Genomic DNA, 13,772 nt, shown 5'->3' with positions numbered 1-13,772 from the left:
GCATACAGATGAAAAAAGTAATGGTGGGCATGAGCGGCGGAGTTGACAGCTCTGTTGCGGCAATGCTGCTTCGTGATAAAGGATACGAGGTAATGGGCGTAACTTTAAAGCTTTTCTCTGACGAAGATATATCGGAAGCCAAAAAGGAGGGCAAGACCTGCTGTGCGCTTTCCGATGTTGAGGACGCAAGGAGCGTGGCTTACCGTCTCGGTTTTGAGCACCTCGTTTTCAACTTCAAGGATAACTTCCGCGAGCACGTTATGAAAAATTTTGCGGACAGCTATCTTTGCGGACGTACTCCAAATCCGTGTATAGAGTGCAACCGCCATGTTAAGTTCGACAAGATGCTGCGCAGAGCGCTGGAGTTGGGATACGACTACATCGCAACAGGACATTATGCGGTGAACGAGTACGATGAAAAGAGCGGACGATACCTGCTGAAACGTCCCAAAGACCGCAGTAAAGATCAGACATACGTGCTTTATGCACTTACTCAGGAGCAGCTCGCGCATACGCTTTTTCCTATTGGTGAGCTTGAAAAAACACAGGTGCGTCAGCTTGCGGAGCAGGCAGGACTGGTAAACTCCAACAAGCCCGACAGTCAGGACATTTGTTTTGTGCCTGACGGTGACTATGCTGCATTTATACGCAGATTTACGGGCTGCGGTACACCCTGCGGCAGCTTTGTTGATATGGACGGAAAAGTTCTCGGCGAGCACAAGGGCATCATAAACTACACGATAGGTCAGCGCAAGGGTCTGGGAATAGCTCTCGGTCACCCCGCATATGTTGTAAAGAAGGACATCGAAGCCAATACGGTAACGCTGGGTCTTGAATCCGACCTGTACACAAAGAGCCTGATTGCCGATGACTTCAATCTTATCTCCGTTGAAACGCTTGAAGCTCCCATGCGCGTGACTGCAAAGACCCGCTACAGTCAGAAGGAGCAGCCTGCGGTAGTTTCGTACATCGGAAACGGCGAGTACATGGTGGAGTTCGATGAACCGCAGAGGGCGGTAACAAGCGGTCAGGCGGTAGTTCTCTACGACGGCGATATCGTTGTCGGCGGAGGTACCATAATATGATACTGTACAGACCTGTCGGAACAGCTGAGCTTGAACTTATCAAAAACAGCGGATATAGAAAATTTCCTCCCCGTTTACCTGAACAGCCTATATTCTATCCTGTTCTGAATGAGAAATATGCATCTGAAATAGCGGAAAAATGGAACGTGAACTCAACATCGGATCAAAAAGGCTATGTTACAAGATTTGAAGTTGACGATGAATATGTTTCAAGGTTTGAAATACAGTCAGTCGGCAGGAGCTATCATCAGGAATTGTGGATACCGGCTGAGGAACTTGAAGTATTCAATAGCTACATTATCGGCAAAATAGAAGTTATAAGTACATATACCGGGAAATAAGGATATAATATGGGATACAAATACGAGCCTGAAAAAGGAAATACTAAAGAGATGCATATCATCAGAAGAGCGACGGAAGCTGATATTTCGAGAATTGCGGAGATACTTGTTTTTGCAAAACGAATGAAGTATCGTTCAATTTTTAAGGACGATGTGTACGCATTTGGTGAACTTCAGGTGCTTACTGTGGCTGAAAAGTACATTGAAAACGGCTTTCTTGACAATATGTTCCTGTATGATGACGGAATTATAAAAGGACTTATCCGCATTGATAAAGATGAGATCCTTGAATTGTATGTCGATCATTTCTTCCAGGGACAGGGAATAGGCTCGGAATTAATAGAATATGCCAAAGAAAACTTTCAGGTCAGTTTTCTTTGGACAATCGAAAAGAACACTGATGCTATACGTTTCTATGAAGCACATGGTTTTCTTCTTACAGACAACAGGAAGCTGGAAGAAGGAACTACAGAATATATTGTAATGATGAGAAACTGATCGTTTATTTACGAAAAAGGAACACTATGGAATACAAATACGAAAAACTTACGGATAAGATTTACGTCTGTGCCAGCAGCGACCATCGCTTCGGTACGGACGCTTTCCTGCTTGCGGACTTCTCGCAGTACCGCGCAAAGGATAAAGCCTGCGACCTCGGTACAGGCTGCGGCATAATACCGCTCATCATGCAGAAGAAAATGCCGCCGCAGGTCACCTATGCGGTGGATATACAGGAGGGTGCCATAGAGCAGCTTAAACTCGGACTTGAAAGAAGTGAGACTACAGGCATAGTTCCCATATGCGCAGACCTGAAAGAGCTATGGGAGGGCGCTCCACTGGGACAGCTCGACCTCGTGACCTGCAATCCGCCGTATAAGGTGAACAACGCAGGCTTTCAGAGCGTGATAACTGCCCAGAAAATAGCCCGCCACGAGATACTCTGCACCATTGACGACGTGTGCGCGGCAGCTCAGAAGCTGCTCAAATTCGGGGGAAGGCTATGCGTCTGCAACCGTCCCGAAAGGCTCAGCGATGTGATATTTGCCATGAAAAATCACGATATAGAGCCGAAAAGACTGCGCTTCGTATCGAAAAATGCTGATGAAGCTCCATGGCTCTTCCTTATCGAGGGTAAAAAGGGATCCAAGCCCTTCATGAAAGTCGAGCCGCAGCTCTATATACGCAGCGAAAACGGCTTCACTGAGGAGCTGCAAAAGATATACGCCACAGGAAAGGAGCAGGCATGAGCGGAACATTTTACGTTATAGGAACGCCGATCGGCAACCTTGATGACATTACGATAAGACAGCTGGACACGCTGAAAGCGGTTGATTTTATATGTGCCGAGGATACGAGAGTAACGCTGAAGCTGCTGAACCGCTTTGAGATAAAAAAGCAGCTCATCAGCTTCCACGAGCACAGCTCAAAGGCTGACGCACTGCGTATAATAGACAGACTTCTTGCAGGAGAGAACTGCGGCATAGTTACAGACGCAGGTATGCCGTGTATATCAGACCCGGGAGAAGTGCTTGTAAAAATGTGTGCCGAGAGCGGCATAGACGTAAAGGTAGTTCCCGGACCGAGCGCGGTAGTTTCGGCAGTTGCCGTGTCGGGGCTGAGTACACGGCGTTTCACATTTGAGGGATTTCTTCCCGTGCCTAAAAAGGAACGCAGCGAGCGCCTTGAAAAGCTCCGCGGAGAGACTGCGGTAATGGTATTCTACGAAGCTCCACATAAACTGAAAACCACCCTTGCCGATCTTTCGGAGTTCTTCGGCGGCGACAGAAAGATATCTCTCTGCCGTGAGCTTACGAAGATACACGAGGAAGTTCTCAGGCTGACCCTTGCCGAAGCTGTGGAGTATTATAATATAAATGAGCCCAAGGGAGAGTTCGTTCTCGTGCTGGAAGGCGCTCAGGAGAGTGCAGAGGGCGAGCTAACTATAGAAGAAGCTATGGCGCAGGTAAGGAAGCTTATCGACATGGGCGAAAAGCCTACAGAAGCCTGCAAAGCTGTTGCGAAAGAAACAGGATTCCGTAAGAGCGAGCTTTATGCTCGGCTGACATGATGCCGAAAATGTAAGCAATATGAGGATATTGTGCAGGTTTGCCATGAATTTACGGCTTTAGCCTGATAGCATAGAAAAGTGATGGGAATGTGAAAATTGGATACAGACACTTGAAATTGTTATGATTTTGTGATATAATTATTAGCGTTATTATTACTGTTACTGATTTTTTGATGTAACCGTGTTCAAAAACGCGCCATATCTATACAATTTTTTAAATTATTCTGCCGCAAACTCCCCCCACTGCGGCGAAAGAAGGTACTGTATGATTTGCGATTTGCACTGTCACACCACGCTTTCAGATGGTTCGCTTGGCATAGAAGATGTAATTGCTCAGGCGAAACGTATGAATATTGACTGGCTGTCCATAACCGACCACGATACGATGGCATCTTTTTCAAGAGCCGATGTATTGGGCGAACGTGCAGGAGTAAAGATACTCCACGGCGTTGAGCTGTCGGCATGGGACAAGGAAAGAAACAGCAAGGTACACATTCTGTGCTATGCTCCGTCAAAGCCTAACAGACTTGAAGGTCTGTGCATGAAATCCTGTGAGATAAGAAAGGAATGCTCAAAGGAAATGATCGAAAAGGTCATGGAGAAATTCCCGATAACACAGGAGAGCATTCTCAAGCGCACTACTGCATCAAAGAGCATCTTCAAGCAGCACATTATGCGTGCGCTGATAGATTACGGCTATGCGCTGGAGTTTTACGGCGATCTTGACCGCGAGTTGTTCAATCCTGAGGTCGGTTCATGCTATGTTGAGCGTGAATATCCCGACGTAAACTTTGTTATTGATCTGATACACACGGCAAAAGGTGTCGCTGTAATGGCACACCCCGCTCAGTACAATAACATCGAGCTGCTGGAAGAGCTTGCTAAAAAAGGCAAGATCGACGGCGTTGAGGTAGGACATTTCTCAGCTGATGAGAGCACCCGCAGGGAGCTTTCGGCAATTGCCGAAAAGTATGGTCTTATCGAAACAGGCGGCTCAGATTTCCACGGACTTTACAATAAAGTCCCCACTCATCTTGGCAGTGAAACAACAACAAAGGAAAATCTTGACAAGATACTCAAGCTTGCAGCAAGTATGAAGTAAGAGGTGTAAAATGAGTTTAAAGCTTATTCCCACAGCATTGTTTTCAGGTCTGTTTCTGTTGTTCCTGATGCCTGCTGCGGTCGGGATAATTAATCTCGGCAACTGTTCGGGAATGGCGTTATCGCTGTCACTCGCGGTGATATGCCTTTTCTGGGAAAGATTTGCAGCCTTTATAGGAAGATGCTGGGAAAAGTCTATTGGAAAGGCAGTATTGCTTTTTCTGGGAATAGGACTCATTCTTTGTGCTGTACTGGCTGTGATGATAAGTATATCTATGGTCAGAGCGGCAAAAGATCCGCCAAAAGATGAAAATACCACAGTGATCGTCCTCGGCTGCAAGGTTAGGGACGGCGCACCAAGCCTGATGCTCTTCCGCAGATTGCAGGCAGCTTACGACTACCTTTCGGAACATGAAAGCGTAAACGTAGTTGTCTCGGGCGGACAGGGCAGCGACGAGGCGATCAGTGAGGCAGAATGTATGAAGGAATGGCTCGTGGGAAAGGGAATTTCCCCTGAGCGTATATATATGGAAGACCGTTCCGTGAATACGGAAGAAAATCTTCGTTTTTCACAGCAGATAATAAAAGATGAAGGACTGCCCGAAAAGGCGACCCTGATAACAGACAGCTTTCATCAGCTTCGAGCGAAAATGCTTGCAGAAAAGCAGGGTATGGAGACTTACAGCATTTCAGGACGTACCGCATGGTATATCCTCCCGACATATTGGGTACGGGAATGGTTCGGAGTCGTTTACTACAGGCTTTTCGGATAAGGAGAAAACAGTGAAATGGGTGATAAAGCATATCCACAGCGGTATGTATGCAGTCTCACCGCGCTTTTTCGTCTATAATAAAAGGTTTTCACGCCGATTCAATTCAAAGAATCAGGCTGAGACATATATGACATCATCAGGTTTTGACAGAAAAAAATTCACAACTGAAGTACTTCATGAAGAGACCATGGAGACTGAGGGAGACACTTTTAATAGTATATAGTAAAGGAATGGTAATCGTGAAAATTAGTTTTTCAACACTTGCTTGTCCCGAGTGGTCGTGGACAGACATTTACTCAATGGCAAAGGATTTCAAGTTCGACGGAATTGAGATCAGAGGTCTTGGTAATGAGATATTTTCAGTCAAGGCACAACCCTTTACAGAAGCACAGCTACCTAATACTATCAAAAAGCTAAAGTCTCTAGGTCTTGAAATCCCATGTCTTTCATCAGGCGCTTGTTTAAAGTTTAAGGACAAGTATCAGGCAGCAGAAGATGAGGTAAGAGCATATGCTCAGCTTGCAAACAAGCTCGGTACATCTTATATAAGAGTACTCGCCGATCTCTGTCCTGAGCCGACCGATGATATCTACGATGAGTATATCATCGAAGCATTGAAAAAGCTTGCCCCTATCGCAGAGGAATACAATGTTACCCTTCTCGTTGAGACAAACGGCGTGTACTCCGATACCGCACGTCTTGCAAAGGTGCTTGATTCTGTAAAGAGCCGTAAGGTCGCAGCACTCTGGGATATGCATCACCCATATCGTTTCAATAACGAGTCTCCCGAGACAACTGTTGCAAACCTCGGTGAATACATAAAATACACCCACATCAAGGACAGCGTTATGCGTGAGGACGGTACTGTTGAGTACCGTATCATGGGTACAGGTGATATCCCTGTAAAAGATATGATAGCAGCTCTTGATACTATCAACTATAACGGCTATGTATCGCTTGAATGGGTAAAGCGCTGGGCAAGTGAACTCAGCAGTGCAGGTGTGGTAATACCTCAGTATGCAGAGTATATGGCACCGTACAGAAAGTCCCACAAGCACTCTCTCCAGACAAGTATGAGAGGTGACGGACAGTATCCGTGGCCGAAGGAGCGTATCCTCAACTATACCTTCCCCGATATCCTCGACCGTATCTGCGAGCAGTTCCCGAATCAGTATGCGTTCCGCTATACTGAGCTTGATTATACAAGAACATACCCCGAGTTCCGCGACGACGTTGACAATTTTGCACGTTCACTGCTGGCAATGGGCGTAAAGAAGGGCGATCATGTTGCTATCTGGGCAACAAACGTTCCTCAGTGGTATATCACTTTCTGGGCTACCACAAAGATCGGTGCAGTACTTGTTACCATGAATACAGAATACCGTATCCACGAGGCTGAGTATCTGCTCAAACAGTCTGATACCATGACTCTCGTTATGATCGACGGTATAAAGAATATCAATTACGTTGATATCATCAAGGAGCTCTGCCCCGAGCTGGAGACCTGTGAGGCAGGAAAGCTCAATTCCGTAAGACTTCCTTACCTCAAGAACGTCATAACCATTGATTCAAAGAACAGCGGCTGCTTTACATGGGAAGAAGCTGTCGAGCTTTCAAAGAATGTTCCTTACAGCGAGGTAGAGCGCGTAAGAAAGACTATAGATATCCACGACGTTGCAAATATGCAGTACACTTCGGGTACAACAGGCTTCCCGAAGGGCGTAATGCTCACACACTATAACGTAGTAAACAACGGTAAGGCTATCGGCGACTGCATGGATCTTTCCACAGCCGACCGCATGATGATCCAGGTACCTATGTTCCACTGTTTCGGAATGGTACTTGCCATGACAGCTTCCGTTACACACGGCGTAACGATGTCGCCTATCACACGTTTTTCGCCAAGAAAGGGCCTTGCCTGCATAAATAAGGAGAAGATAACCTGCTTCCACGGTGTTCCTACAATGTTTATCGCAATGCTGGGACACAAGGACTTTGCACAGACAGACTTCTCATATATGAGAACAGGTATCATGGCAGGTTCTCCGTGTCCGATAAAGACCATGGAAGAAGTTATCGAGAAGATGCACATGAGCGAGATATGCATCACATACGGACAGACAGAGGCTTCTCCTGCAACAACAATGAGCAAGACTACAGACTCTATCGAGCAGCGTGTTAATACGGTCGGCGGCCCTATCTTCGGAGTTGAGTGCCGCATCGTAGACCCTGAGACAAATCAGGAAGTGCCTGATGACGTTGACGGTGAGTTCGTAGCAAGAGGCTACAATATCATGAAGGGCTACTACAAGATGCCCGAGGCAACAGCTGCTGCTATCGACAGCGAGGGCTGGCTGCATACAGGAGACCTTGCAAGAAGACGTTCTGAGGACGGATACTTCAAGATAACAGGACGTATCAAGGATATGATAATCCGCGGCGGCGAGAATATCTACCCTAAGGAGATCGAGGACTTCCTCTATACATATCCAAAGATAAAGGACGTGCAGGTCATCGGTGTTCCTGACGAGGAGTACGGTGAGGAGATAATGGCTTGTATCGTTCTCAAGGAAGGCGAAACAGCTACAGAGAAGGAGATAAGAGACTTCTGCCTTGCAAGAATGGCAAAGCATAAGTGTCCTAAGTATATCGACTTTGTTGACGGTTTCCCGATGAATGCTGCCGGAAAGATTCTTAAATACAAGATGAGAGAACAGGCTGTAGAAAAGCTCAAACTTCACAAGGCAGACAGTATAGTAACAGCATAAATATAGAAGCCCATACATTGTATGGGCTTTCATTTTACATTGGATATCTGACAAAGACATGACATAAAGACTTGTATCATTATGCAAAAAAATATATGGGCTCTGCGATGAAAGTCCCTTTTATTCGCGTAAAAAAATTGTTGATAGATTATTTTGGCATATATTGATATATTACATATTATATGTTATAATATGTCTATATTTTATTGAGAGGTGTGCCACATGAAATTAAAAAAACTATTTGCTGTCCTGTCTGCGGTTATAATGTCAGCAGCATACGTACCATCGACAGTTAATGCAGAAACAGGACATTATGTTTTAAATAACAGTATCGAAAAAAAGAGGACATCTGTCCCTGCGCAGACAGGCTGTGTGTCAATGCCTGTTCTCAGGAAGGTTGCAGGTGGGGCGTGTGCAGAGCTTGCACCGACGGCAGCGTATACTCCCATAAAGAAATATACTGCCGTAGGAGCCGCTGACCCAAAGGCTCTGCCTTCCTCATTTGATATGTGTAAAGTATACGGTTCAACACCGATAAAAACACAGGGAAGATATGGAACTTGCTGGGCTCATTCAGCTGTTGAAAGCGCACAGACGAGTCTCTTGGCATCCGATCCTTTCATAGATCTGTCCGAGCTGCATACTGCATATTTTACATATTACGGCGACGATCAGCTTCAGCTGAAGAGCAAAGACAAGGAAGACCTACTTATCGAGGGCGGAACAGCGAGAATGGTCGCAAATCTGTGGTCGCAGTGGATCGGACCTGTTAATGAGACACGGCTGCCGTATTCGGACGTGGATTTCTTTGACAGATCGTCAGCTGAGATTGAAACGATGCGCAGACAGCATGATTACATTCTGCGCAATGCTTACAGCCTTGATTACGATGAAACACGAAGCAATTTTGATGAGATCAATTCGCTTGTAAAGGATTTTGTATATAACGGCAGAGCGGTAAATGTGTCGTATATGTCAAGCAAAATCAAGTACTGGAACAGCCTTTACAACTCCTCAAATTCCAACAGGCTCCCGCGTTTTGCGAACCATGCTGTGGCAATAGTGGGCTGGGACGATGATTTCTCGTCAGACAACTTTATTATTCCCCCTGAGGGCAACGGTGCATGGCTGTGTAAGAACAGCTGGGGAACAGAAGACGGCGCGAACGGCTATTTGTGGATTTCGTATTATGACAAGTCCATAAGCGACCTTATGGTTTATGAGCTCGATGATGCCGATGAACACAGCATACTGTATCAGCATGACAGCTTTATCCCGATACAGACTCTTTCTGCGTATGAATCTCCCGACACGAACGGACCGTCTTATATGGCAGACATATACGACGGCACGGAGAAGTGCGAGATCAGTGCTGTAGGCACATATATATACAACGCAGGTACAGAGTATGAAGTAACTGTTTATACAGATCTTACAGATGAGCATATCCCGACCTCAGGCAAACCTTCGCATACGACCAAGGGAAAGTCAGACCTTACGGGATTTATCACCATTGATCTTGATGAACCGGTACTGTATTCGGGCAAAGATAAATTCAGCGTAGTTGTAAAGATGTACTGTCCCGATACGCCGTTTGTGCTGCCTGTTGAGAGCAGCCTTTATGCTGAGAGCGAGGATGGCAAGATAAAGGATCTCAGTACATATGCTGCACAGAGCCAGATATCCGAGTTCACGGCTGAGGGTGAAAGCTTTATCAGTCCTGACGGCAGCAGCTGGACAGATGTATGTACAGAAGATGTAACATATACCGAAGAAGAAAAAAAAGAGCTGAAGGAATCGTTCATCAGTCAGCTGTATGAAGGACTTGAAGATGATGACACAGCGCTTCTCGAAGCAGCGGCTTTGCAGGAGAAGGATTACGAAGAAACATTTGCTATGGGCGATATAAAGACATCATTCGGAAATTTCACCCTTAAAGTCTACGGCGATCCTGTCGGCAAGGTGAGATACTCACATCATGCAGGCGAAGTTCCGCTGAATGAAAAGGTGGAGCTGTCATATGCCGGAAGCGGCGAAGGCATAACCTATACCATAGATGGAAGCAATGACACAGCCGCATATGAGGAGCCGATAGGAATTTCATCGGCAGTGACCATAACAGCAGAGCTTTTGCGCGGAGGTATAGTTTCCTCTGTGAAATCAAGAAGAAGTTTTCAACCGAAAACGGCTGAGATAAACTGGATAGGCTATTCCACAGACGGAAAAGCGGTCACTGAAGCCCTTGCTTACGCAGAACGGATAGCTAAGAACGAGTACAGAATCACAGTTCCTTATGATACCGATAAGCTTGCTATTCTCGCAGGCACTACATATGATATCAAGTACGGCGGCAATTCATACAGCAGCGGTACATGGATAGAGAATATCCCTTTGGACTCCTTTAATAAAACCATAGAGCTGAAGCTTAGCGGAGAGAATGTGCTTGACGGTACAGTAAAACTTATTGTAGAGAGAAACTTTGTAAAATTTGACACGGAAAGCGGAACAATGAACGCACCGCTGGTGGATAAAATCATTGCACCTGACGGCACTGAGCTGACTAACGGAGCAAATGTGCTGGAATATGCAGGAAAGGAACTGAAAGTTTTCAAGGACGACAAGGAAATAACCGTAAAAGTTCCTGAACGCGCAGATATCTCAGACCTGAAAATAGATTACAGAAATGAGTTGCTCGGCGGTATCAGCAGTGAGGACATCGATGCTCTGGTCATAGCTGTCGGAGATACAGATGATTCGGAATTTATCTCAGCAGAACGAAGGATAGTAAGAGGCATAGATATTGATCCTGAACTTAATGACGTTTCATTTATAAGCGTTATCCCGTCAGAGAGCATTAGATTAAGAGTAAAGGCTACCTCTGAAAAGTTTGCCAGTGAGACCATAAGATATGATATCCCTGATATACCTGCGGAGATCCCTGATGTTGCGAAGATCGTCGGCAAAGATGCGACGCATTTCACGATAGAAGGTGCTGACAGCTGCGAGATGGGGTATGATAGCTATGTACCTGATATAGTGCTTGAAGAAATGGCGGAAAAGTATGGTTACAGCGTAGATGAGCTGATCGGCATAATAGGAAGATCGAACAGCTTTGATGCTGATAAGGCTGTCAAGCTGCTTGGCACAGACTTCAAGAGCAGCTTTGCCTTAGAGTACGGCAGGGGATTCTTTGTGAGATACCCTGCAACGGATACACAGTTTGCTTCCAGAGCCGTATATGTACCGACTAAGTATGCTATGGGCGATGTTACAAGAGACGGGCTGGTAGACTCGGTGGACGCATCTACGGTGCTGAAGCATTATGCCCTGAGCTCTACCGATAAAGCAGGAGTGCTTGACGAGGAGCAGCAGCTCCTTGCAGATATGAACGGAAACAGCATGATAGATGCTCTTGACGCATCGGCAATACTGATACTTTACGCGCAGAGAGCAGTAGATTAATAATGCAAGAACAAGTGTTCTGCAAAACTGCTAAAAAGTGTACAATAGAATGGCAGATATTTGTATCTGTTAGGCAATAGGTATAAAAGAACTACTGCTGTTTGGGTAATAAGTGTAAAAAACGGTTTTACCGTTTTGTAACTTTTCGTTTTGACAGTAGCTATTTGTGTGATTATTGCTAAAAAAATAGTGTTGAAAATGTACAAACCGCTCAAAAAAGATTAAGGAACGATACAAAATATTGACTTTAACCGCAAAATACGGTATATTTGTAAATGCAAAAGCAATTGTTGCACAGTCTTGGCTGTGCTGACTGACAGTGTAAGTTATCGGGCATAACGACAAAAGCTGATGAAGTACATTCACGGCTGATGCCGCTCAGGTAAAATACATCGGCAGCCAAAAAGACATTGCCTGCAAAAAAACAAAACAAGACGCAAGTCATTGTTACAGCTTTCATGAACAGAAGCAAGGGAACGCATGACGGTTGCAGGACATGAGCGGTGAGCACAATCATCGGAAGTTTAAAACCGCAATGTTACCCGCATTAACTATTATTCAAGAATATTATACACGGAAATGTATAATATACATATTTAAGGAGGAAAAATCTCATGAACACACTTAAGAGAACATTAGCTTTAGTGGCTACTCTTGCTATGACAGCAACAGCATTTGCTAGCTGCGGCAAGGAAGAAGAGAAGAAGGACGATAAGAGCGCAGAGACTACAACAGCTGCACAGCAGGAGACAGAGGCTCCTGAAGAGACAACAGCTGAGCCTGAGAACGACGGTTCAATTGATTCTTCAGTAAAGACAGGCGGCAAGGAATTCACAGTTGTTGCTTGGAATGCAGACGACATTCCTTACCTCATCGCACAGTGGAAGGGTCTTAGCTACGACACAATCGTACAGGATCTCGCTGACGGCAAGGTTGAAGGCGTAAACGCAAACATCCTCAACGTACAGGGTGGTCAGGCTTCTGAGAAGTACGACCAGCTCTTCAATGACGGTTCAGATATCGACGTTTACCTCGTAGAGGCAGACTGGGCACTCAAGTATATCAACGATGACAGCAAGACACTTGCACTCAGCAAGCTCGGTCTTGGCGACAAGGACTTCTCTAACATCTACAGCTACACAGACGAAGTTGGTAAGGATTCCAACGGCGTTCGTAAGGGTGTTTCATGGCAGGCTGCAGCAGGCGGATTCGCTTACAGAGCTGACCTCGCTGAGGAGTACCTCGGAGTTAAGACACCTGAAGAGATGCAGGCTAAGATCGACAACTGGGATCTCTTTGTAGATGCTGCAAAGACAATCTCTGACAAGACAAGCGGCGGTGTTGCTCTTGCTGATACACTCGGTGGTCTCTGGCAGGCATTCGCTTGCGGACGTACACAGCCATGGGTTGTTGATAACAAGCTCGTTATTGATGATTCTTGCAAGGAGTTCGCTGATACAGTTAAGGCTCTTTGGGACTGCGGCGGCGTAACAAAGAATACACAGTGGACAGATGAGTGGACAGCTGCTGGCGTAAGCGGCAAGTGCATGGGTTACTTCGTATCTACATGGGGCTTCGGCGGATTCTTCCTCGATGCTGTTGGCGGCGAAGGCGGCGAGCAGTACGGTAAGTGGAACGTATGCCAGGGACCAACTCCATTCTACTGGGGCGGTACTTGGATGGTTGTTAACCCAGGTACTGATAACGGTGAAGAGGCTCGTGACTTCATCCTCTCAGCTACATCTGATGAGAAGCAGATGTCTGAGTACGCAAAGGCTAAGCCTGAGTATGTAAACAACTCTAAGGTTATGGACGACCTTATCTCAAGCAACACAGTATTCAACGAGAAGATCTCCGGCAACTTCAAGGATGGCCAGAACTACTTCGCTGAGCTTGCTAAGAACGCTAAGGAAATCGACTTCGGTGGACTTATCACTCCTTACGATGCTTCTATCAAGGGCGCATTCTCTAACGCTATAAAGGATGAGTTCCTCGACGGTGGCAAGTCTTATGAAGAGGCTATGGATAAGTTCAAGGACAAGGTTGCTGAATCTGTACCTGATCTCGAGTGGGATGACTAATTTATAATAGTCTGACTATTACAATGTAATAAATATACCTACGGAGTACTTATGTATTCCGTAGGTGTATATTTATTTATACTATTCTTCCGA

The 13,772-nt window shown here is 45.8% G+C and carries 11 protein-coding genes; all 11 read left to right on the top strand.

The annotated features are described in order from the left end of the window. The first annotated feature begins 2 nt into the window (after window positions 1-2). The 11 genes from mnmA (at window position 3) to K6G33_RS01365 (ending at window position 13,679) form a co-directional block, all read left to right on the top strand. Window positions 3-1,085 carry a tRNA 2-thiouridine(34) synthase MnmA gene (mnmA, locus tag K6G33_RS01415; RefSeq protein ID WP_296775469.1) on the top strand — a complete coding sequence of 361 codons (1,083 nt, stop codon included), beginning with the start codon at window positions 3-5 and terminating at the stop codon, window positions 1,083-1,085. Then, the gene (locus K6G33_RS01410; RefSeq protein WP_296775437.1) at window positions 1,082-1,426 is read left to right on the top strand and encodes a hypothetical protein; all 345 of its coding nucleotides are present in this window, start codon (window positions 1,082-1,084) and stop codon (window positions 1,424-1,426) included. The genes mnmA and K6G33_RS01410 overlap by 4 nt, the downstream gene beginning before the upstream one ends. Before the next feature lie 9 nt (window positions 1,427-1,435). Continuing rightward, on the top strand, window positions 1,436-1,924 hold the full coding sequence (locus K6G33_RS01405) for a GNAT family N-acetyltransferase (protein ID WP_296775435.1): 489 nt from the start codon (window positions 1,436-1,438) through the stop codon (window positions 1,922-1,924). A gap of 26 nt (window positions 1,925-1,950) precedes the next feature. After that, entirely contained in the window at window positions 1,951-2,673 is a 723-nt protein-coding gene (locus tag K6G33_RS01400; protein WP_296775432.1) for a methyltransferase, read from the top strand. Next, on the top strand, window positions 2,670-3,494 hold the full coding sequence (gene rsmI / locus K6G33_RS01395) for a 16S rRNA (cytidine(1402)-2'-O)-methyltransferase (protein WP_296775429.1): 825 nt from the start codon (window positions 2,670-2,672) through the stop codon (window positions 3,492-3,494). Before K6G33_RS01400 ends, rsmI begins: the two co-directional genes overlap by 4 nt. 265 nt (window positions 3,495-3,759) lie before the next feature. Further along, on the top strand, window positions 3,760-4,596 hold the full coding sequence (locus K6G33_RS01390) for a PHP domain-containing protein (RefSeq protein WP_296775427.1): 837 nt from the start codon (window positions 3,760-3,762) through the stop codon (window positions 4,594-4,596). 10 nt (window positions 4,597-4,606) lie between these two features. Then, a complete protein-coding gene (locus K6G33_RS01385) occupies window positions 4,607-5,368 on the top strand; it encodes a YdcF family protein (RefSeq protein ID WP_296775424.1) in 762 nt (253 codons plus the stop codon). Window positions 5,369-5,378: 10 nt separating this feature from the next. Then, a complete protein-coding gene (locus K6G33_RS01380) occupies window positions 5,379-5,591 on the top strand; it encodes a hypothetical protein (RefSeq protein WP_173449711.1) in 213 nt (70 codons plus the stop codon). 16 nt (window positions 5,592-5,607) lie between these two features. Next, complete coding sequence (locus tag K6G33_RS01375) at window positions 5,608-8,136, top strand: AMP-binding protein (RefSeq protein WP_296775421.1); 2,529 nt, start codon at window positions 5,608-5,610, stop codon at window positions 8,134-8,136. A 222-nt stretch (window positions 8,137-8,358) separates the two neighbouring features. Beyond that, on the top strand, window positions 8,359-11,598 hold the full coding sequence (locus tag K6G33_RS01370; protein ID WP_296775418.1) for a lectin like domain-containing protein: 3,240 nt from the start codon (window positions 8,359-8,361) through the stop codon (window positions 11,596-11,598). Window positions 11,599-12,212: 614 nt separating this feature from the next. Next, on the top strand, window positions 12,213-13,679 hold the full coding sequence (locus tag K6G33_RS01365; protein WP_296775415.1) for an ABC transporter substrate-binding protein: 1,467 nt from the start codon (window positions 12,213-12,215) through the stop codon (window positions 13,677-13,679). Window positions 13,680-13,772 lie beyond the last annotated feature (93 nt).

It is taken from the genome of Ruminococcus sp. (assembly GCF_024691275.1).
GTDB lineage: Bacteria > Bacillota > Clostridia > Oscillospirales > Ruminococcaceae > Ruminococcus.
Note: the sequence above shows the minus strand (reverse complement) of the source record. Positions and strands in the feature narration are given on the sequence as shown.

Excerpts from the sequence above, each read along its gene's own strand:
- rsmI (WP_296775429.1), top strand. The coding sequence starts at position 2,670 with ATGAGCGGAACATTTTACGTTATAGGAACGCCGATCGGCAACCTTGAT.
- K6G33_RS01400 (WP_296775432.1), top strand. The coding sequence starts at position 1,951 with ATGGAATACAAATACGAAAAACTTACGGATAAGATTTACGTCTGTGCC.
- K6G33_RS01390 (WP_296775427.1), top strand. The coding sequence starts at position 3,760 with ATGATTTGCGATTTGCACTGTCACACCACGCTTTCAGATGGTTCGCTT.
- K6G33_RS01405 (WP_296775435.1), top strand. The coding sequence starts at position 1,436 with ATGGGATACAAATACGAGCCTGAAAAAGGAAATACTAAAGAGATGCAT.
- K6G33_RS01385 (WP_296775424.1), top strand. The coding sequence starts at position 4,607 with ATGAGTTTAAAGCTTATTCCCACAGCATTGTTTTCAGGTCTGTTTCTG.
- K6G33_RS01410 (WP_296775437.1), top strand. The coding sequence starts at position 1,082 with ATGATACTGTACAGACCTGTCGGAACAGCTGAGCTTGAACTTATCAAA.
- K6G33_RS01365 (WP_296775415.1), top strand. The coding sequence starts at position 12,213 with ATGAACACACTTAAGAGAACATTAGCTTTAGTGGCTACTCTTGCTATG.
- K6G33_RS01370 (WP_296775418.1), top strand. The coding sequence starts at position 8,359 with ATGAAATTAAAAAAACTATTTGCTGTCCTGTCTGCGGTTATAATGTCA.